At 42.4% G+C, this 20,619-nt stretch carries 22 protein-coding genes; all 22 read left to right on the top strand.

The features are described 5' to 3' along the window. The first annotated feature begins 34 nt into the window (after positions 1 to 34). The 22 genes from eno (at position 35) to A5886_RS11995 (ending at position 20,571) form a co-directional block, all read left to right on the top strand. Entirely contained in the window at positions 35 to 1,336 is a 1,302-nt protein-coding gene (gene eno / locus A5886_RS12110; RefSeq protein WP_086275363.1) for a surface-displayed alpha-enolase, read from the top strand. Positions 1,337 to 1,954: 618 nt separating this feature from the next. Beyond that, positions 1,955 to 4,492 carry a Cna B-type domain-containing protein gene (locus A5886_RS12105; protein ID WP_143353791.1) on the top strand — a complete coding sequence of 846 codons (2,538 nt, stop codon included), beginning with the start codon at positions 1,955 to 1,957 and terminating at the stop codon, positions 4,490 to 4,492. Between the two features lie 130 nt (positions 4,493 to 4,622). Continuing rightward, positions 4,623 to 5,603 carry an alpha/beta hydrolase gene (locus A5886_RS12090; protein WP_086275362.1) on the top strand — a complete coding sequence of 327 codons (981 nt, stop codon included), beginning with the start codon at positions 4,623 to 4,625 and terminating at the stop codon, positions 5,601 to 5,603. Further along, on the top strand, positions 5,593 to 5,865 hold the full coding sequence (locus A5886_RS12085; RefSeq protein WP_086275361.1) for a GNAT family N-acetyltransferase: 273 nt from the start codon (positions 5,593 to 5,595) through the stop codon (positions 5,863 to 5,865). The genes A5886_RS12090 and A5886_RS12085 overlap by 11 nt, the downstream gene beginning before the upstream one ends. Positions 5,866 to 5,997: 132 nt before the next feature. Then, on the top strand, positions 5,998 to 6,234 hold the full coding sequence (gene secG / locus A5886_RS12080) for a preprotein translocase subunit SecG (RefSeq protein WP_086275360.1): 237 nt from the start codon (positions 5,998 to 6,000) through the stop codon (positions 6,232 to 6,234). A 126-nt stretch (positions 6,235 to 6,360) separates the two neighbouring features. Beyond that, positions 6,361 to 7,113, top strand: coding sequence for an alpha/beta hydrolase (locus A5886_RS12075; protein ID WP_086275359.1), 753 nt, complete (start codon positions 6,361 to 6,363; stop codon positions 7,111 to 7,113). A 3-nt stretch (positions 7,114 to 7,116) separates the two neighbouring features. After that, entirely contained in the window at positions 7,117 to 9,492 is a 2,376-nt protein-coding gene (rnr, locus tag A5886_RS12070; RefSeq protein WP_086275358.1) for a ribonuclease R, read from the top strand. Between the two features lie 15 nt (positions 9,493 to 9,507). Next, positions 9,508 to 9,966, top strand: coding sequence for an SsrA-binding protein SmpB (gene smpB / locus A5886_RS12065; RefSeq protein ID WP_086275357.1), 459 nt, complete (start codon positions 9,508 to 9,510; stop codon positions 9,964 to 9,966). A gap of 292 nt (positions 9,967 to 10,258) precedes the next feature. After that, positions 10,259 to 10,978 carry a F0F1 ATP synthase subunit A gene (atpB, locus tag A5886_RS12060; RefSeq protein ID WP_086275356.1) on the top strand — a complete coding sequence of 240 codons (720 nt, stop codon included), beginning with the start codon at positions 10,259 to 10,261 and terminating at the stop codon, positions 10,976 to 10,978. A 28-nt stretch (positions 10,979 to 11,006) separates the two neighbouring features. Then, positions 11,007 to 11,219, top strand: a complete 213-nt coding sequence (gene atpE, locus A5886_RS12055; protein ID WP_054115471.1) for an ATP synthase F0 subunit C — start codon at positions 11,007 to 11,009, stop codon at positions 11,217 to 11,219. An 88-nt stretch (positions 11,220 to 11,307) separates the two neighbouring features. Next, a complete protein-coding gene (atpF, locus tag A5886_RS12050; RefSeq protein ID WP_086275355.1) occupies positions 11,308 to 11,832 on the top strand; it encodes a F0F1 ATP synthase subunit B in 525 nt (174 codons plus the stop codon). Continuing rightward, complete coding sequence (gene atpH / locus A5886_RS12045; protein ID WP_086275354.1) at positions 11,819 to 12,361, top strand: ATP synthase F1 subunit delta; 543 nt, start codon at positions 11,819 to 11,821, stop codon at positions 12,359 to 12,361. The genes atpF and atpH overlap by 14 nt, the downstream gene beginning before the upstream one ends. Positions 12,362 to 12,384: 23 nt before the next feature. Further along, on the top strand, positions 12,385 to 13,941 hold the full coding sequence (atpA, locus tag A5886_RS12040) for a F0F1 ATP synthase subunit alpha (protein WP_086275353.1): 1,557 nt from the start codon (positions 12,385 to 12,387) through the stop codon (positions 13,939 to 13,941). A gap of 15 nt (positions 13,942 to 13,956) precedes the next feature. Continuing rightward, on the top strand, positions 13,957 to 14,859 hold the full coding sequence (locus A5886_RS12035; RefSeq protein WP_086275352.1) for a F0F1 ATP synthase subunit gamma: 903 nt from the start codon (positions 13,957 to 13,959) through the stop codon (positions 14,857 to 14,859). Positions 14,860 to 14,885: 26 nt separating this feature from the next. Continuing rightward, entirely contained in the window at positions 14,886 to 16,292 is a 1,407-nt protein-coding gene (atpD, locus tag A5886_RS12030; protein ID WP_086275351.1) for a F0F1 ATP synthase subunit beta, read from the top strand. 32 nt (positions 16,293 to 16,324) lie between these two features. Then, entirely contained in the window at positions 16,325 to 16,747 is a 423-nt protein-coding gene (locus A5886_RS12025; protein ID WP_086275350.1) for a F0F1 ATP synthase subunit epsilon, read from the top strand. A gap of 155 nt (positions 16,748 to 16,902) precedes the next feature. Then, positions 16,903 to 17,136, top strand: coding sequence for a DUF1146 family protein (locus A5886_RS12020; protein WP_086275349.1), 234 nt, complete (start codon positions 16,903 to 16,905; stop codon positions 17,134 to 17,136). Between the two features lie 92 nt (positions 17,137 to 17,228). Further along, complete coding sequence (gene murA, locus A5886_RS12015; protein WP_086275348.1) at positions 17,229 to 18,521, top strand: UDP-N-acetylglucosamine 1-carboxyvinyltransferase; 1,293 nt, start codon at positions 17,229 to 17,231, stop codon at positions 18,519 to 18,521. Positions 18,522 to 18,540: 19 nt separating this feature from the next. After that, on the top strand, positions 18,541 to 18,717 hold the full coding sequence (locus A5886_RS12010) for a DNA-directed RNA polymerase subunit beta (protein WP_086275347.1): 177 nt from the start codon (positions 18,541 to 18,543) through the stop codon (positions 18,715 to 18,717). A gap of 85 nt (positions 18,718 to 18,802) precedes the next feature. Then, on the top strand, positions 18,803 to 19,081 hold the full coding sequence (yidD, locus tag A5886_RS12005; protein WP_218776641.1) for a membrane protein insertion efficiency factor YidD: 279 nt from the start codon (positions 18,803 to 18,805) through the stop codon (positions 19,079 to 19,081). 45 nt (positions 19,082 to 19,126) lie between these two features. Beyond that, on the top strand, positions 19,127 to 19,462 hold the full coding sequence (locus tag A5886_RS12000) for a GNAT family N-acetyltransferase (RefSeq protein WP_256926214.1): 336 nt from the start codon (positions 19,127 to 19,129) through the stop codon (positions 19,460 to 19,462). A 230-nt stretch (positions 19,463 to 19,692) separates the two neighbouring features. Then, complete coding sequence (locus A5886_RS11995; RefSeq protein ID WP_086275345.1) at positions 19,693 to 20,571, top strand: ROK family protein; 879 nt, start codon at positions 19,693 to 19,695, stop codon at positions 20,569 to 20,571. Positions 20,572 to 20,619: the final 48 nt, after the last annotated feature.

Here is a 20,619-nt window from a genome sequence, read left to right as displayed (position 1 = left end):
TTAAGATAAAACAAACTCAAAGGAGAGACAAAACATGTCAATTATTACTGATGTTTACGCACGCGAAGTCCTTGACTCACGTGGTAACCCAACTATCGAAGTAGAAGTCTACACAGAATCAGGTGCTTTCGGCCGCGGAATGGTGCCTTCAGGCGCTTCAACAGGTGAACACGAAGCAGTTGAATTACGTGATGGCGACAAAGCTCGTTATGGCGGTAAAGGTGTGACGAAAGCAGTTGACAATGTAAACAACGTCATTGCAGAAGCAATCATCGGTTACGATGTACGCGACCAAATGGCTATCGATAAAGCAATGATCGCTTTAGATGGAACTCCTAACAAAGGTAAATTAGGCGCCAACGCAATTTTAGGTGTATCTATCGCCGTTGCACGTGCAGCTGCTGATTATCTTGAAGTGCCTTTATACCACTACTTAGGCGGATTCAATACAAAAGTATTGCCTACGCCTATGATGAACATCATCAATGGCGGTTCTCACTCAGACGCACCAATCGCTTTCCAAGAATTCATGATCTTGCCAGTAGGCGCGCCTACTTTCAAAGAAGGTCTACGTTGGGGTGCTGAAGTATTCCATGCCTTGAAATCAATCTTATCTAAACGTGGTTTAGAAACTTCAGTTGGTGACGAAGGTGGTTTTGCACCTCGTTTTGAAGGCACTGAAGACGGTGTTGAAACAATCTTAGAAGCAATCAAAGCTGCTGGTTTAGAACCAGGTAAAGATGTATATCTAGGTTTTGACTGTGCATCATCAGAATTCTACGAAAATGGCGTGTATGACTACACTAAATTTGAAGGCGAAACTGGCGTGAAACGTACAGCTGAGCAACAAGTTGACTACTTAGAAGAATTAGTTAACAAATACCCAATCATCACAATCGAAGATGGTATGGATGAAAATGACTGGGATGGTTGGAAACTATTAACTGAACGTCTAGGCGACAAAGTTCAATTAGTAGGTGACGATTTGTTTGTTACCAACACTGAAATCCTTGAAAAAGGAATCAAAAACGGTATCGGTAACTCAATCCTTATCAAAGTAAACCAAATCGGTACATTGACTGAAACTTTCAATGCCATCGAAATGGCTAAAGAAGCTGGCTACACTGCAGTTGTATCTCACCGTTCAGGTGAAACAGAAGATTCTACAATCTCTGATATCGCTGTAGCAACAAACGCTGGCCAAATCAAAACTGGTTCTCTTTCACGTACTGACCGTATTGCAAAATACAACCAATTACTACGTATCGAAGATCAATTAGGCGAAGTTGCTGAATACAAAGGATTACAAGCATTCTACAACTTGAAAAATAAATAAGCACTTACGCTTATTGACTTGATTGATAAAGCCTGTCGGGAGGAATCCTGACAGGCTTTTTTTGCGTTACATTGTGATGCTTTTATGTACACATAGGCTAGATAAAGTGGTTCATTGCTTGTAGCAGAAGATGTGAAATAAAAAGCAAAGCGCCCTTTTGATTGAGTGAAACCGGAGTTGCAGACAAACATTAGCAGTTCCGTTTTTTGGGGTACATGTTTAGATACAGATAAGAACTGTGATAGAAAACAATAAAATTTTTCGTTAAAAAAATGAGAGAATAATCAAATGAATTTGAAATTTTCATTTGCGTTTTCATGAAAATGTTTTTTTAAAGATAATCCCAACATTGAGGGACATTATAAAGAAAGGATTTCCATCAAAAAAAGAAAACTAAAACCCAAAATCCGATCATCTGTCAAAGAAACTTTATTTCTCCTTTGTAAAAAAAAGATGAAATATCTAATCATTGCCAATCTATTTGTTATTATCGTTTTCCTAGAAAAGAATAATTTCACATTTTTCTCCCATAATCGGTTCACTGTGTACTTTTGCATTTTTGCTGGGAAACAATTAGGATAATCAGCAGTAGAAAAAGAGATTATTGGAGGAACTAAGATGCGCAAGCTTGTGAAACATGTACGTTGGTCTATTTTGGCGGTCATTCTTTTATTTTTGTCCTATGTCAGTCCTTTGTTTGTTACGACAGCTCTAGGTGATACAGCTGTTGAGACAAAGTTATTCGATGGAGAGATTGGACAAGCGACAATTGCTTATTCAGTCGGAACTGATCAAACGATCAATTGGCAAATAACGATCAACAAAAACCAACAGGATGAAGCGAATCAGGTCGCATTTTCTTTAAGTAGTGAGGGCCAAATCGTCTCGCCATCTGATGTAACGAGTCATGGCGTTTCATTTGTGCAAAATGACAATCGTCTGATTGAAGAAACAGCCTGTGGTGCTTTTGATACAACGACGGTGACGTTTAAAACCAGTCAAATCAGTGCACTCGCGATTCAAACAACTGTAGAAACATCAGGTAAGGCAACAAGTTCAGTAGTGACAGATTTAGGCAGTGTGACAGTAAACGTGACTGATCCTGAGGATATCACAGTTGGCACAACGTCGACTGTTTTGCAAGAATCCAGTGCACTAGCGACAAGCGGGAGTCAAACGGAAACTTCTGCTTCAATTGAAATGCATTCGGCAGACAGCAGCACGAGTGAAGTAACCTCTGATCATGCGTCAGAAACGACGCAAGCAACAATAGAGAATCAAGTACCTACGGGAGGATCAAGTACAAGTGATCTGACAAACAGTGGAGATGCACTGCTTGGTGTGGCGCAATTTTTTCATATCTTTGCCAATCAAGCAACGTTAAATGCCCATACGAACGGCAATCTAGCGGTTGGCAATCTAACGGGTCATGTCAATTTTGGTACCAGCATTCATGATGGCGCTCTTCATCAAGAAATCAATTATATCCAACAAGTGACACAAATCGCCAATTCATCCTTTGTTTCTGCAACCAGCAATCGTTCAAATAAAGTGATTTTCGGTTCCGGTGTCACATTGGGATTAGAAGATCAAAACCATCAAGCAGCTGTTTATGTGAACGGTCAGCGAATGGATCACTTGCGTACATCGGAAGTCTATCAAGATGCAAAAACGCCGTATATTGATTTCGACAGTGTGTTTCAAACGTTAGCAACAACATCTGAAACATTGCAAGGCTTAGAACAAACCAGTGGGGTAAACGCTGATTTTTCAGACAACAATCGTCGAACGATTGTTCTGGGCCAAAGCGCCATAGATCAACTTTCAGATAGCCTGCCTGTCGTGTTGACATTGACAGATGAAAATGGTCAACCATTGGCCGGAGGTACCTTCGAGTTGGAGAACCAAGACACGCAACAAGAAGTGGAAGATGAAACTACCAGTCAACAAGGAACCGTATCAGCAACTGATTTACCTTCAGGGCATTATGCCTATGTTGAAACGCAAGCCCCTGAAGGCTATCAATTAAATACAACACCTCAGACATTTGTCGAAGACAGTTCGAACACGGCGGATAAAATCGTTGTCAACTTATCTAAAGCCGATCTCGAAAAAGATACCCCTATCACGATCAAAGGGTTAAGCAAACAAGGGACAGCGGTGATCATTAATGTGGACACAGAAGGGGCCAGCGAGATCAATATCAAATCGCAAATCAAACTGGAGTACTCGGATGGCACCACGAGAAATAGCCAAGAAACTGAAGATTTTTCGGATGCCACATTGTTGTGGAACTTTACGAATCGCGCAGAAGGTCAAACGATCAATGTCAATAGTCCTTTTCAAGGAACGCTTCTGGCTGTGGGAGATACTGTAAATGTACAACAAAATCTAGATGGCAGTATCATTGCAGATACAGTCAACATCAATTCAGAGACCCACCGATGGGATTTGCAAGCTGATGCTGCTTTGACACCGCAGATCAGCTTACATGTGGTGAATATCAAAGTAGCAAGTCAGGAAACCACATCACTATCTGGGTCAAAAACTTGGATTGATGAGGACAACAAATATCAAACCAGACCGGAAAGCATCACTGTGGATCTTTTGCAAAATGGTACGAAAATCGATGCGCAAGTAATCAGAGCAGATAATAATGGAGATTGGCATTATACCTTTGATAACTTGGTGAAATATGATAGTCAAGGAGCGGCTTATACTTATACAGTTACAGAAGAACCGGTGGCAGGGTATACAGCTACAGTCAATGGGACAACAATCGTCAATACCTATGACACGCCGAGTGAACCGAGTGAACCAAGTGAACCGAGTGAACCAAGTGAACCGAGTGAGCCAAGTGAACCGAGTGAACCGAGTGAACCGAGTGAGCCAAGTGAGCCAAGTGAGCCAAGTGAACCAAGTGAACCAAGTGAACCAAGTGAACCGAGTGAACCAAGTGAACCGAGTGAACCAAGTACACCTAGCGAAACGTCTGAATCAACGACTACGACTGAATCTATTCAATCTACCACGGATCGTTCTGATCAAAGCAAGAAACTACCAAAGACAAATGAAACAGTTTCCTACCAACTGCCTGCCTTGGGAACGGCTTTCTTAGCAATAGCAGGGATTGTCTTGATTCGACGCAAAAAATAATCGCATCCGCATGTTGCACCTCTCTTTGATACTAGAAAGGAGCAGCATGCTTTTTTTATTTGGCAATAGCTATTCAAAATTTTGGCTCAATCACTTTGTAAATGGTACACTAAATGTAAGGGGGGCGCCTATGATTTGGTTATTGATCGTATTGCTTATTTTATGTGGTTCTTTATATTACATCTACCGTACTGCGCATCTTAAAAAAGGTGTTCGCTATTTCGTTTCGGCCATCATTATGCGAAACAACGAATGGTACGTCAAAGAAGGCAGAAAAAAATTGGGTATTCCTTATGAAAATAGAATAAATGAAAACGTAGATTCATTCTGGGATCAAGGTGCAGATTGCACATTGGTTTCCGGTGATGATTTATTATTGACAGCAAGAGTGTTTGACCAGTGTGCCAAGACATGGGTGATTTGCCTGCATGGCTATCGCAGCGATGGACGTTCAGATTGCCAAGGTCCTGCTGAGAAATTTTGGCAAGCAGGGTATAATGTATTGGTTCCTGATTTAAGGGCACATGGGCGCAGTGAGGGCAAAGAAATCGGCTTAGGCTGGTTGGATCGGTTGGACTTGCTTTTATGGATCGATACAGTCTTAGAAAAAGACAATCAATCTCGTATTTATCTGTATGGTCTTGGGATGGGGGCAGCAACCCTATTATTGGCCAGTGGGGAAGTGATGCCGACACAAGTTTCTGGACTGATTGCAGATAGTAGTTATACTTCGGTCTATAGCGGGATCCGTTCGAGTTTGCCACAATTTTCTCGATTGCCAATCAAACGTTTTTTACGGATTGCGAACCGATACAGCAAGCAGCTAGTGGGGTACCCTTTTTTGCAAATATCTGTGACACGACAGATTGGCAGCAATCACTTGCCTGTCTTGTTCTTACACGGAGAAGCGGATACTTTTTTGGCAGTCAGTGAATCCAATACGTTGATGGAAGCAACTGCTGGAACAAAGCAGCAAGTGGTTTTTCCTGAAATGGGTCATTTGCAAGCAGTTACGGATGCGCCTGAGTACTGGCCGACGGTGCTTGGCTTTATTGCACAACAACAACCACAGACTTTGTCTGATAGGAAGGATGTAGAGAATGGAAATTAAAGAAGAAAACAAACGGTTTGCATTATATGATGAGGAGACAGAAGTGGGTGAAATCACTTGGCAAGAAGCATCAGGAGATGTCTTGGTCGTGGATCATACGTTTGTTGACAGTCACTATCGGGGACAGCAGCTGGCACAAAAACTATTGGCAGCTGTTGTGGAAAAAGCCCGCCGTGAAAAGAAAAAAATCATGCCGGTCTGTTCCTTTGCTGTAAAAGAATTCAAAGAAAAACCAGCTTACGATGATGTTTTAGCTCGTTGATGATGTTGACAAAAGGTTAATTGATTGATCAGTTCATGTTGCGATTTGCAAAGGATACGATTTATGGTAGCTTAATCGTGTGTGGGATGGTACAATGGAAAAGACAACTTTAGCAAGCGAGGAGGAGCTATCGTGTATAATCTTTTACTCACCGCAGTGATTGTTATTTCCATTATTATGGTCATCACGATCATGATGCAGCCTAGTAAACAAAATAGTGCAGCAAGCGCATTTTCTGGCGGCGCAGATCAATTGTTCGGTAAGCAAAAAGCCCGCGGATTTGAAGCGGTCATGCAACGTTCAACAGCTGTTTTAGGCTTTGTTTGGATGGTTTTGCTCTTTATTTTGGCTTATCTATCATCAAGTTAATCAAATTACCGCTGAACCTCTCTTTGTGAGAGGTTTTTTTCGTCTATTAGGAATTTTTTTTGATTGTAAAAACCAATCTATTTTCATGAACTATGGTAGAATTGGTCGTGAGGTGAAAGGAAAAAGATGAAAACTTTTAATCAACCAAAACCAGTATTTGCGCCCCATGGGAAGCGGGCAGTCATTTTGTTCCATGCCTATTCAGGCAGTCCAAATGACGTCAGAATGCTTTGTCGTTTCTTAGAGCAGAAAGAATATACCGTTTATACACCCATGTTTACAGGTCATGGGACACCCAATCCAGAGGACATCCTGAATGAAGGCATGCATGTATGGCAAGAAGATGCAGCGGCTGCAGTAGCTTATGTAAAAAATCAAGGGTATCAAGAAATCGCGGTTCTAGGATTATCGATGGGTGGGATCCTGGCGATGGATCTCTTGACGAAGGACGAAACACTTCTTGGCGGCGGGGTGTTTTGTTCACCATTGTTTCAAACTGACAATCAAGTTCCAATCAATTTTGAAAAATATGCAGCGATGGTATTGGACTTTGCAGACGTCACTGAACAACAGAAACAGACCATCTTGGCAGAAGTGCCGGCCAAAGTGCGTCAGCAATTGGCAGGTATTGAGGCAGTGGGGCAAGAAACAGCAGCCAATTTATCGGCTATCAAAAAGCCCATTTTCCTTGCCCAAGGAGGGAAAGATCAAATGATCGATCCGCAGACAGTGTTTAAGACTGCTGCGGGACTCTCTCACGTGCCGTATACACTGCAATGGTATCCAGCAAGCGGTCATGTCGTCACAGTAGGACCTGAACGTAAAAAATTAGAGCAAGACGTGTTTGCATTTCTAGAAACACTAGCTTGGAAAGAGTGAGAAATGACAGAAAATATCAAAACAAAAATAGTCAGCTTTTTGAAAGACAGTAAAAAGAAAAGTTTTTCAATGGAAGAGATTGCTGAAGGGCTAGGACTGCAAAAAAGTACCGACTTCAAGAATCTCGTTCAGACGGTTGCTGCAATGGAAAGAGAAGGCACCGTCATCTTCAATAAAAAAGGCAAAGTCAAGCTGCCGATGGAGCGGGTCTTGATCGAAGGGACTTTTCGTGCCAATGAGCGCGGCTTTGGCTTCGTATCTTTAGCAGATGAAGAAGATGATGTCTATATTCCTAAAGAAGCGACCAATTACGCAATGGATGGAGATACGGTCATCATTGATATTGTCCATGTCGCTGATCCTTTTTCAGACAAAGGTGCTGAAGGGAAAATCGTTGATATCAAGCAGCGTGCCATCACTCAATTGGTGGGTGAATTCACGTTGTTCGATGAACGAGAGATCGAAGAATCTGATTTGTATGGTGTCGTACAGCCCAAAGACAAAAAACTTAGTGAGTTGAAAGTATTTATTGGTGCCCAAGGGATTCGTCCAGTCGATGGCAGTATTGTGATCGTCGAAATCAGTCATTATCCAGAAAAAGGCTATGCAACGAGTTTAGAAGGATTGATCACCAAAGTCGTCGGACACAAAAATGATGTAGGCATGGATATCTTGTCGATCGTTGTGGCCAACGGGATTCCAACAAAATTTGAAGAAGAAACACTCGCCGCCGCGGATGCGGTACCAGACACGATTGATCCAGCCGATTTTCCGGAGCGGAGAGATTTGCGGGATCAGCAAATCGTTACGATCGATGGTGCAGATGCAAAAGATTTAGATGATGCAGTCACTGTGAAGGCATTGCCTGATGGGGGGTTCTATTTAGGTGTGCATATTGCAGACGTGTCTTATTATGTGACCCAAAATAGCCCGCTGGATAAAGAAGCGTATGAACGGGGAACGAGTGTCTATTTAACGGATCGTGTGATCCCGATGATCCCTCAACGCTTATCCAACGGAATTTGTTCCTTGAATCCCCAAGTGCCACGGTTGACTATGAGCTGCGAAATGTGGATCGATCAACAGGGTCAAGTCAAGGACTACAACATCTTCCAAAGTATCATTCAAACATCAGCCAGGATGACCTATCAAGCAGTCAATCAAATTTTAGAAGAAAATGATCCTGAGGTGTCGGCGCAATATGAAGCCCTCGTACCGATGTTTCATGACATGCGTGCATTGCATCAAGTATTAGAGGCGATGCGGACGAAACGAGGCGCTGTGTCCTTTGAGGACCGAGAAGCCAAAGTCTTGGTTGACGGTGAAGGACATCCGCAAGAAATCGTATTGCGAGAACGTGGTGTGGGAGAACGAATGATTGAATCATTTATGCTGGCTGCCAATGAGACAGTGGCCCGCCACTTCAATCGCTTGCATTTTCCCTTCATCTATCGGATCCATGAAGAGCCTAAAGAAGAAAAAATGCGTCGTTTCTTTGATTTTGCATCGGCATTAGGCATCGTTGTCAAACAAAGCAATGGCTCGATCTCGCCAAAACAATTGCAGCAAATCGTTGAAGATGTAGCGGACAAACCAGAAGCAATGGTCGTCAATACGATGTTGCTGCGCAGTATGCAGCAGGCCAAATATTCAGAAGAAAATGTCGGCCACTATGGCTTAGCAGCTGAAGACTATACCCACTTTACTTCTCCAATTCGCCGCTATCCAGACTTGATCGTCCATCGATTGATTCGTTCTTATACAGAAGATCCGTCAGAGACCAATCAGGAAAAATGGGCGGCTGTTTTGCCCGATATCGCTCTCCATAGTTCGCAAATGGAACGTCGGGCTGTAGAAGCAGAACGGGAAGTGGATGCGCTGAAGAAAGCCGAATATCTATCTGATAAAGTCGGTGAAGAATTCGATGGCATCATTAGCTCGGTAGTCAAATTCGGGTTATTCATCGAATTACCAAATACAATTGAAGGGCTGATCCATATCACAGCCCTTAAGCAAGACTATTTCCATTATTTGGAAAATCATTTGGCGTTAGTCGGCGAACGCACTGGGTTGACCTTTAAAATTGGTCAAAAAGTCAGAATCAAAGTCATCAAGTCAGATCCTGAAACAAGAGAAATCGATTTTGAATTGGTAGAAGCAGAAGAAATCCCTAAACTGCAAGCACCAAAAGGCAAAGGAAACCAGCGTCCACAACAGGCGCAGCACGGCCGCAACAGCAAAGGTAAAGATAAAAGTAAAACTGGCAGAAACCAACAACGCTCGGATGACAAACGTCATGAAGGCAATGGAAAAGGGAAGCCAAAGAAAAACGGCAACAAGAAGAAAAAACCTTTTTACAAAGGAATCAAGAAAAAATAATTGGAGGGATGCTTCATGCCTAAAGGGGAAGGGAAACTGATTGCCCAAAACAAAAAGGCCCGCCATGATTACACGATTCTCGATACGATCGAGGCGGGAATCGTGTTGCAAGGAACAGAGATCAAGGCCATTCGCAACAGCCGAATCAATTTGAAAGATGGATTTGTCCGCCTGCGAAATGGCGAAGCTTTCTTAGTCAATGTCCATATCAGTCCTTATGAGCAAGGAAATATGTTCAATCATGATCCATTACGCACCAGAAAGCTGTTGCTGCACAAAAAGCAAATCGCACGATTGATTGGTGAAAGCAAGAATACTGGGATGACGATCATCCCTTTAAAAGTCTATATCAAGGACGGTTATGCCAAGGTTTTGATTGGACTTGCAAAGGGGAAACGCGAGTACGACAAGCGTGAATCGTTGAAACGTAAAGATCAGGAAAGACAAATCGATCGGGCTCTCAGAAATTTCTAATAATTAGAAGTCTTCTTTTAGAATTTTCTAGAGGGTATTGCTTTGAAAATCGATGTAAATTTGGTAGCATTTAAGGGAAAGCTGTTGATAAATCAAGCTTTTTCAAAGCAGTCACGATCTACCATGATTTTGAGGTTTTTCATGATTTTAGCAAATCGACTTTTTTGTCTAATTTTCTTGAAAATACTTTGAAATTTTCCAGTCGTGGTGGTATGATACCGATTGTTATGAGAGGAAACGCATTGTAACACCAGATATTTTCTGGAGATGACAGGAAAAGAGGTGAGAAAGATTGGATGAAAAATCGCTCATGTTTCATATCGGTCCAATATGGTTTGATGGAACAGTAGCAATGATGACAATCATTTCTTGTATAATTGTTTTTTTGGTGGTCTTTATTTGTTCGCGAAATTTGCAAATGAAACCGAAAGGGAAGCAGAACTTCATTGAATGGGTCATTGATTTTGTTCGTAATATCGTTGCGGACAACTTACCAGGATCTCAAGTGAACAACTTTCATTTGCTGGGTGTAACAATGTTTCTTTTTGTGTTCGTAGCGAATGAGATTGGCTTGGTAACAAAAATTGTGACCAGCGATGACATCACGCTGTGGAAGAGCCCAACTGCAGACCCCTTTGTCACTTTGACATTAGCACTTATGGTTATTGCCTTAACACACTTCTTTGGAATCAAGTCCCTTGGTTTCAAAAATTATTTGATCAATTCTTACTTGAAACCAGTCGGCTTCTTATTGCCGCTGAAAATCATTGAAGAATTTACCAATGTGATCACATTAGGGCTGCGGTTATACGGAAACATTTTTGCCGGTGAAGTCTTATTGGGATTGATCGCCAACATGTTTATGAGTTTAGGCTGGTGGTCCTTACCGATCGTCATGCCTCTAGAGATGATTTGGATCGGCTTCTCGCTATTTATCGGTGCGATCCAAGCCTATGTATTTGTTACATTGACCATGGTATTTATGAGCCACAAAATCGTGGCAGAACATTAATCAGTACACACATTAGGAGGAAAATAGAATGAACTTTATCGGAGCAGGATTAGCAATTATCGGAGCAGCAATTGGTGCAGGTTATGGTAATGGACAAGTAATCGCAAAAACAATCGAATCAATGGCACGCCAACCTGAAATGTCAGGTCAATTCCGTTCAACAATGTTTATCGGGGTAGCGCTAGTTGAAGCTGTGCCGATTCTAGGTGTAGTTATCGCGTTGCTTTTAGTCTTCCAGTAAGACGAAAGTGAAAAGGCAGAAACGAACAATTGTCCTCGTTTTTGCTTTTTTATCATGAACCAAGGACTTTCAGAAAGGAAGAATCGTTATGCTAAATCAGTTGGTTATAGCGGAAGTACAAAATGCCATGCTCGGCAATATTATTGTTGTCAGCGGATCAATTCTTCTTTTGCTATTCTTATTGAAACACTTTGCATGGGATGCCATCAGCAGCATGATGCAAAAACGGGAAGATAAAATCGCCAATGATTTGGATTCAGCGGAACAATCACGTTTGAATGCAGCAAAACTGGAAAAAGAACGCCAAGATCAATTGGCCAGCTCTCATTCAGAAGCTGCGGAGATCATCAAGAGCGCCAAAGACAGCGGTGAATTAAGTCGGCAAAATATTTTGAGCGAAACCAAAGAAGAGGTTACCCGCTTGAAAGAAAAAGCCAATTCAGATATCACCCTTGAAAAAGAAACTGCACTAAAAGAAGTGAAAGATGATGTTGCAGAATTATCACTTCAAATTGCAGAAAAAATCTTAGGCCGCGAATTGACTCCCGAAAATCATGAATCCCTCATCAATCAATATATCGAAGGATTAGGATCAGTGAATGAAACTCGATAAATTCACAGTCGGTAAACGCTATGGAAAAGCCTTGTTCGAATTGGCGATAGACGAACAGCGCTTAACAGAGGTTTATCAAGAATTATTGACACTGCGTCAGGTGTATCAAGCGTTACCTGAATTTGGGCAAATCGTCACTGACAATCATTTAGACATTCATGAAAAAAGAAAATTGTTTGATCAGTTGTTGAAAGGTTTTGACGGGTTAGTCAGAAATTTCTTAGAGATCGTCTATGAATACAATCGAATGGATGATCTGTTATTGATCATTGATGAATATGAACGCCGTTATGATGAATACCAAGGGTTGGTCCTAGGTACTGTCACTACAGCAGTTGCACTTTCAGCGGAACAAAAATCCGCGATCGAACAACAGATTGCCCTGAAACTAGGATACAAACAAGCACAATTAAAAACAGCGGTCGATCCAGAGATTTTAGGTGGGGTCATCGTTGAAGCAAACCATCAAGTAATCGATGGTAGTATAAAGAGCCAGCTGGATTATCTGCGTCAGCAAATGGGCAGATAAACAAGAGATAAGAGGTGAATCGGATGGCAATCAAAGCAGAAGAAATTAGTGCCTTGATCAAAGAACAAATCAAAAATTATCAAAATGAACTTTCTGTAGAAGAAATTGGTACCGTCACTTATGTAGGGGATGGTATCGCTCGTGCCCACGGTTTAGAAAATGCAATGAGTGGAGAATTGCTTGAGTTTTCAAACGGTTCTTATGGTATGGCTCAAAACTTAGAATCCAATGATGTGGGTATCATTATCCTAGGCGATTTTGAATCCATTCGTGAAGGCGACAAAGTAAAACGTACAGGTAAAATCATGGAAGTACCAGTTGGTGACGCCTTGATTGGACGGGTCGTGAATCCTTTGGGTCAACCAATCGATGGTTTAGGTGAAATCGTGACAGATAAATCTCGTCCGGTGGAAGCCGCAGCACCAGGTGTTATGCAACGTAAATCTGTTGCTGAACCAATGCAAACAGGGCTGAAAGCCATTGATGCATTAGTACCAATCGGTCGTGGTCAACGGGAATTGGTCATTGGTGACCGTAAAACAGGGAAAACAACGATTGCAATCGATACGATCATCAACCAAAAAGGGCAAAACATGATTTGTATTTATGTCGCAATTGGACAAAAAGATTCGACTGTACGTGCACAAGTTGAAACATTGCGCAGATATGGTGCATTGGATTATACGATCGTTGTATCTGCTGGTGCCTCTCAACCTGCACCACTACTGTATATCGCGCCTTATGCTGGCGCAGCCATGGGTGAAGAATTCATGTATAACGGCAAACATGTCTTGATCGTCTTTGATGACTTATCAAAACAAGCTGTTGCCTATCGTGAACTTTCCTTGCTGTTGCGTCGTCCGCCAGGTCGTGAAGCATATCCAGGGGATGTCTTCTATTTGCATTCTCGTTTACTAGAAAGAGCAGCCAAATTATCTGATGAATTGGGCGGTGGCTCAATGACTGCCTTGCCTTTCGTTGAAACACAAGCCGGAGATATTTCTGCTTACATCCCAACCAATGTGATTTCAATCACGGATGGTCAAATTTTCTTGGAAAATGATCTGTTCTATTCAGGTGTCCGCCCAGCCGTAGCTGCTGGATTATCCGTTTCACGGGTAGGTGGCTCTGCGCAAATCAAAGCCATGAAAAAAGTAGCAGGTACATTACGTCTGGATTTAGCTAGCTATCGTGAATTAGAAGCCTTCACACAATTCGGTTCTGATTTAGATGCTGCGACACAAGCAAAATTGAATCGTGGCCGCAGAACAGTTGAAATTTTGAAACAAAAATTGCATGAACCGTTGGCAGTTGAAAAACAAGTCGTGATTTTGTATGCATTGACACATGGATTCATCGACAGCATTCCAGTCAACAAAGTGCTTGACTTTGAATCAGATTTATTCGAATACATCGAAGCCAATGCGGCAACGATTTTTGAAACGATCCGTACAACAAAAGATTTGCCAGAAGAAAGTTTGCTAGATGATACAATCAAAGCCGCAAAAGATATCTTTATGGCAAGCAATACATCACGGGTTTCTGCACAAGACAAAGTGACCACCATGGAAAACGCATAAAAGAGGTGAGAAAAGATGGCTGCTTCATTAAATGAAATCAAGCAACGAATTGCCTCAACAAAGAAAACCAGTCAAATCACAAATGCCATGCAAATGGTGTCTGCAGCGAAATTGACGAAATCTGAAGCTCACTCAAAGCAATTTCAAGTCTATGCGAATAAAGTGCGAGAAATCGTGACGCATTTAACAGCGCAGCAGCTTTCTGATTTAGCAGGTTCTGGTCCCAGAGACGGCGTCAATTATAACAGCATGCTAGTCAGCCGCCCAGTGAAGCGCACAGGGTATATCGTGATCACTTCTGATGGCGGACTGGTGGGGGGCTATAACAGCTCGATCTTAAAACAAATGATGACGATGTTGGAAGAAGATCATGCGCAAAACGAAGAATATGTGATGATCGCGATTGGCGCGACAGGTGCTGATTTCTTCAAAACCAGAGGCATCAAACTGGCGTATGAATTAAGAAACCTTTCTGATCAACCAAGCTTCGATGAAGTACGAAAAATCGTGACATTGGCGACAACAATGTACCAAAATGAAGTGTTTGATGAGTTATACGTTTGTTATAATCACCACATCAATTCTTTGACGAGCCAATTTCGGGTCGAAAAAATGCTGCCAATCTCTGATCTGGATCCTGAAGAAGCAGAAAGTTATGAACAAGAATATTTGTTCGAGCCTTCAAGAGAAGCCATTTTGAATCAATTGCTGCCGCAATATGCGGAAAGTTTGATTTATGGCGCCATTGTTGATGCAAAAACTGCTGAACATGCTGCCGGAATGACAGCGATGAAAACAGCAACAGATAATGCCAAAAATATCATTGGGGACCTGACGATCTCATATAACCGAGCACGTCAAGGCGCTATTACCCAAGAAATCACCGAAATTGTTGCGGGGGCATCCGCATTAGAATAGTTTCGAGAACGAATGGAGGAATACGAATGAGTTCAGGCAAGATTGTTCAAGTCATTGGTCCCGTTGTCGACGTGGAATTTTCTCTAGACCAATCCTTACCAGATATCAACAATGCGTTGATTGTATACAAAAAAGACGCCAACAAAACAAAAGTTGTTTTGGAAGCTGCGTTGGAGCTTGGTGATGGTGTGATCCGCACGATCGCCATGGAATCAACAGATGGATTACAACGAGGAATGGAAGTTATCGACACAGGTGCCTCTATTTCTGTACCAGTTGGTACAGAAACGCTAGGCCGGGTATTCAACGTCTTAGGCGATACGATCGACTTGGAAGCACCATTTCCTGATGATGCGCCCCGTAGCGGGATCCATAAAAAAGCCCCTAATTTTGATGAATTGTCTACAAGTACAGAAATTCTAGAAACTGGGATCAAAGTTATTGATTTGCTTGCACCTTACTTAAAAGGTGGTAAAGTTGGTCTGTTTGGTGGTGCCGGTGTAGGTAAAACCGTATTGATCCAAGAATTGATCCATAATATCGCCCAAGAACATGGCGGTATCTCAGTCTTCACTGGGGTTGGTGAACGGACCCGTGAAGGGAACGACCTATATAATGAAATGAAAGAATCTGGCGTTATTGAAAAAACAGCCATGGTCTTTGGCCAAATGAACGAACCACCAGGTGCCCGGATGCGGGTAGCGTTGACTGGTTTGACATTAGCGGAATACTTCCGCGATGTAGAAGGTCAAGACGTATTGCTCTTTATCGATAATATCTTCCGCTTTACTCAAGCCGGATCAGAAGTATCAGCTTTACTAGGTCGGATGCCTTCAGCGGTTGGGTACCAACCAACGTTGGCTACTGAAATGGGTCAATTACAAGAACGGATTACCTCAACCAAAAAAGGATCCGTTACATCGATCCAAGCCATCTATGTACCAGCGGATGACTATACCGACCCAGCGCCAGCCACAGCCTTTGCCCATTTGGATGCAACGACCAACTTGGAACGTAAGTTGACAGAACAAGGGATCTATCCTGCCGTTGACCCATTGGCATCGTCTTCAAGTGCATTAGCACCTGAAATCGTCGGCGAAAAACACTATGAAGTAGCCACTGAAGTGCAACATGCATTGCAACGTTATCGTGAGCTGCAAGATATCATTGCCATCTTAGGGATGGATGAATTATCTGATGATGAAAAGACATTGGTTGCCCGCGCACGTCGGATCCAATTTTTCTTATCACAAAACTTCCACGTAGCAGAACAATTTACTGGTCAACCAGGTTCATATGTACCTGTTGAAGAAACCATCAAAGGGTTTGCAGAGATTTTGGAAGGTAAGTACGATGACCTGCCAGAAGAAGCCTTCCGTAGTGTGGGCCGTATCGAAGATGTGATCGAAAAAGCAAAGAAAATCGGCTACTAGTTTAATTAGCCATGAAGAAAGAGGGGAACCTCATGGATCATTTTCTAACAGTGAATGTGGTGACACCTGCTGGTTTGGTTTACGATCATCATGCCCAAATCGTCGTTGCGCGTACGACAGACGGTGAGATAGGTATTTTGCCGCGGCATGCACCGATCATTGTCCCATTGGCTATCGATGAAATACGGGTCAAACGGGTCGATTCTGATACCCACGTAGACTGGGTTGCCGTTAACGGTGGTATTTTAGAGGTTCGTGACAATGTCGTATCGATCGTGGCCGATAGTGCGGAACGTGATCGAGATATCGATGTATCCCGAGCTGAACGTGCCAAACAACGTGCAGAACGTCAAATCGAAGAAGCGAAGCAAGTAGAAGATGTTGATCAACTGCGTAGAGCAACGGTGGCATTGCATCGCGCAATCAACCGGATCAATGTGTCTAAACACTCATAAAAAAAGCAAAGGCTGCGGCCTTTGTTTTTTTGTATTCCAAAGAAAACGTTTTAAAAACTTTTTAAAGACTTTTATTGCCATTTTAAGGAAAGATTATTTTTTATATTTACAGGTTTGTGTTATGATAGTAACGTTCATAAAAAAGGAGTCATGTTATGCAAGTATATGGGATCGATGCGATCATTCGAATCGTCAGTCATTTGGCTTTTATTTATCTTGCCTTTTGGGCATTACAATCCGTGCGGATCGATGCTTTTTTTAAAGCATTGCAAACCACACAAATTAGAATGGTCATGGTGCTTATGGCGATCGTATTAGGATATACAGCGAGTACTTTTTTTCTTGAACTGATCGCGCTTTGTCGCAATTTATTTTTAATAGGATTTTAAGATTTTCAATAATATATGCAAGTATACAAGAATCCGTGCTATAATTGGCAAGGTTTTGTATAGGTCTCAGCGCATTATTTGGAGGGAACATAATGGAAGAAATGATCGTTCAAGGTGGTAATCGACTAACTGGTACAGTGAAGATCGAAGGGGCAAAAAATGCTGTTTTACCAATCTTAGCGGCAAGCTTGTTGGCAGAAGAAGGTACAACGACTTTGACAAATGTACCAATTCTATCTGATGTTTTAACAATGAGAGAAGTGATTCGACACCTAAATGTCGCAATCGATTTTGATAAAGATAAAAATAAAATGACGATCGATGCATCAAAAGATTTGGCGATTGAAGCGCCTTATGAGTATGTTAGTCAAATGCGTGCCTCAATCGTTGTAATGGGTCCATTATTGGCCCGCAATGGTCATGCGAAAGTCGCAATGCCTGGCGGATGTGCCATTGGCAAACGACCAATCGATTTACACTTGAAAGGATTTCAAGCGTTAGGTGCTGAGATCATTCAAAAAGATGGATACATAGAAGCAATTGCCGATGAATTAAAAGGAAGCAGTATTTATTTAGACTTTCCAAGTGTCGGCGCCACTCAAAACATCATGATGGCCGCAGTCAAAGCCAAAGGAACGACGACGATCGAAAACGTTGCGCGGGAACCTGAGATCGTTGACTTAGCGAATATCTTGAATAAAATGGGTGCCAAAGTATTTGGTGCCGGAACAGAAACAATGCGCATCGAAGGTGTCGATCATCTGCATGCGGTCAGCCATTCGATCGTTCAAGATCGTATCGAAGCGGGAACTTTTATGGTGGCAGCAGCGATGACAGAAGGCGATGTGATCATCAAGGATGCGATTTCTGAACACAATCGTCCATTGATTTCTAAGTTGACTGAAATGGGTGCAACGATTACTGAAGTCCCTGAAGGCGTTCGGGTCGTAGGACCAGCACAATTAAAGGCGACAGATGTCAAGACGATGCCTCATCCAGGGTTTCCAACTGATATGCAAGCGCAAATGTCTGCCATCCAATTATTGGCAGCTGGCACAAGTGTGGTCAATGAAACAGTCTTTGAAAATCGATTCCAACATTTGGAAGAAATGCGCCGCATGAATGCCCATGTCAAAATCGATGGCAATGTGGCAGTGATCGAAGGCGGTCATGAATTACAAGGTGCATTGGTTTACGCAACTGATTTGCGTGCTGCTGCAGCATTGATTTTATTGGGCTTACGCTCAACTGGCCGCACACGGGTCCGCAACTTGAAATATTTGGATCGCGGCTATTACAAATTCCATCAAAAATTGCAACAACTAGGCGCTGATGTTGAACGGGTCTCAGAAGCAGTTGAAGAAACAGCAACCGTCACTGCATAGTTGAATAGGAGAGATAAAGGTGAACTTGAATCGCTATATTTTAACTAGCTTAATGAAAATATTGTTGGTTATTTTAGGTGCCATTTTGCTATTTTTGGCTGGCACGATGATTGGCTACGGCATTATTGGTGACGGCAGTCCCTTTAAAGTATTCTCTCCAAGTCTTTGGAATCATATTTTAGATTTCATGAAATAAATAGGCGACTAGGATAAGGCCCATGCTTTGTCCTAGTTTTTTTTCATCTGGTTGTGAGTCTATGATAGAAAAGGAAGCATATCTTATGAGTAAATTATTGATTGGATTGGTTCGGTTTTATCAGCGCTTTATTTCGCCCTTATTCCCCCCCAGTTGCCGTTATTATCCAACCTGTTCAAGTTATATGATCCAAGCAATCCAAGTGCATGGCGCAGTGAAGGGGACAACGATGGGGATTTCCCGCATCCTACGCTGCCATCCTTTTGTCAAAGGCGGCATCGATTATGTACCGCGTCACTTTTCTTTAAAACGCAATACGGTGGATACCGAAAAACCAATCTATCGTTCATATAAGAAAAAGTGATAGACATATCTGAACGCTATCAAAGAGTAGAAAGGAGTGAACAGCGTGATTCGTTCGTTGCATGCAGGCGAGACATATCCATGGCGGTTGTTGTTGGATGCAGATCCAGATAGAGAGACCGTTGAAACGTATCTTGCCCAAAGTCAAGTACTGGTGTTTGCGGAGCAAGATTGCCCAGTAGGTATGATTGTTTTTCAACAACAGCTCGATACATGGGAAATCATGAATATCGCCGTCGCACCTACGCATCAAAATAGGGGCATCGGCCGACAGTTGCTGCAAGCAGCAGAGGCCTTCATTTTGGCGCATAACCGGCAACAAACAACGATTGATTTGTTGATCAAAACGGGAGATATCTCACCTGCCCGCTATTTATATTAATCAGAAGGATTCATCTTGCATAGTCGCCAAAAAAATTATTTTATCAAACATTATCCCGAGTCAATCTATGAGGAAGGACAACAGCTATTTGATCAAATCATTTTGGTCAAACAGTTGATTCGCAGCTGAGCAATCAGCTGGTTTTTTTGCATTTACTAGAAATCGCTTTCTTAAACGAGGCGCTTGCGTTAAAATAAAAGGGACACTCTAAAGATAAATGAGGGACATATATGGCAATTTTAGTATTTGATATGGGTGGATCTGCGGTAAAATATGGGGTGTGGACAGGGAGTGAACTGACCGAAAAAGGAAAATTTGTCACACCAAAAACATGGGCAGCAATGAAACGCCATTTGAAAGAGGTTCAAGATAACGTTAAAGATAATAGTACAATGAAGATTGAAGGTGTTGGTATAAGCGCCCCGGGTGCTGTCAATGCTGAAGAAAGACAAATCAACGGCATCAGTGCGATTCCGTATATTCACGGGTTTGATATCTTTAGTGAATTAGAAGCATTGTTCCAATTGCCCGTAGCGATTGAAAATGATGCCAATTGTGCGGGGTTAGCCGAGTTCTATCAGGGGGCGGGAAAGGGATTTGAACAAGCCGCTTTTGTAGTGATTGGCACTGGGGTCGGCGGTACCCTGATCAATCAAGGCCAATTGATTCGCGGTGCGCATCTTTATGGTGGTGAATTTGGGCTGATGATCTTAGATCAAGGGAAGACATTTTCCCAGTTAGGCACAGCTGTACAAATGGCGTGGCGCTATTGTGATCGAATGGGGATCGATCGTGAGACGATCACAGGAGAAGAGGTCTTTGCCCGCAGCGAATCAGGTGATCCAATCGCAGCGGAAGAGGTGGACAATTTTTATCGTTATTTGGCACAAGGTTTGTTCAGTATCCAATTCGCCTTTGACCCAGAAGTGATCATCATCGGAGGTGGTGTCAGTGCCAAAGAAGGCTTGCTGGCAGAAATTGAGGGTCGTTTATCCGTCATGTTGGCAGCCCAAGGATTGAATGATTTTAAACCGTTGATCAAACTGTGCGATTATCGCAATGATGCCAATCTGGTGGGAGCGGCCGCAAATTTCACAGCACAAAGCTGACATCTAACAGCCTGAGTATTTGTTTGGCTTCTTGTCGACAATGAAGCT

Origin of the sequence: Candidatus Enterococcus testudinis, assembly GCF_002140915.1 — a bacterium.
GTDB lineage: Bacteria > Bacillota > Bacilli > Lactobacillales > Enterococcaceae > Enterococcus_D > Enterococcus_D testudinis.
Note: the sequence above shows the minus strand (reverse complement) of the source record. Positions and strands in the feature narration are given on the sequence as shown.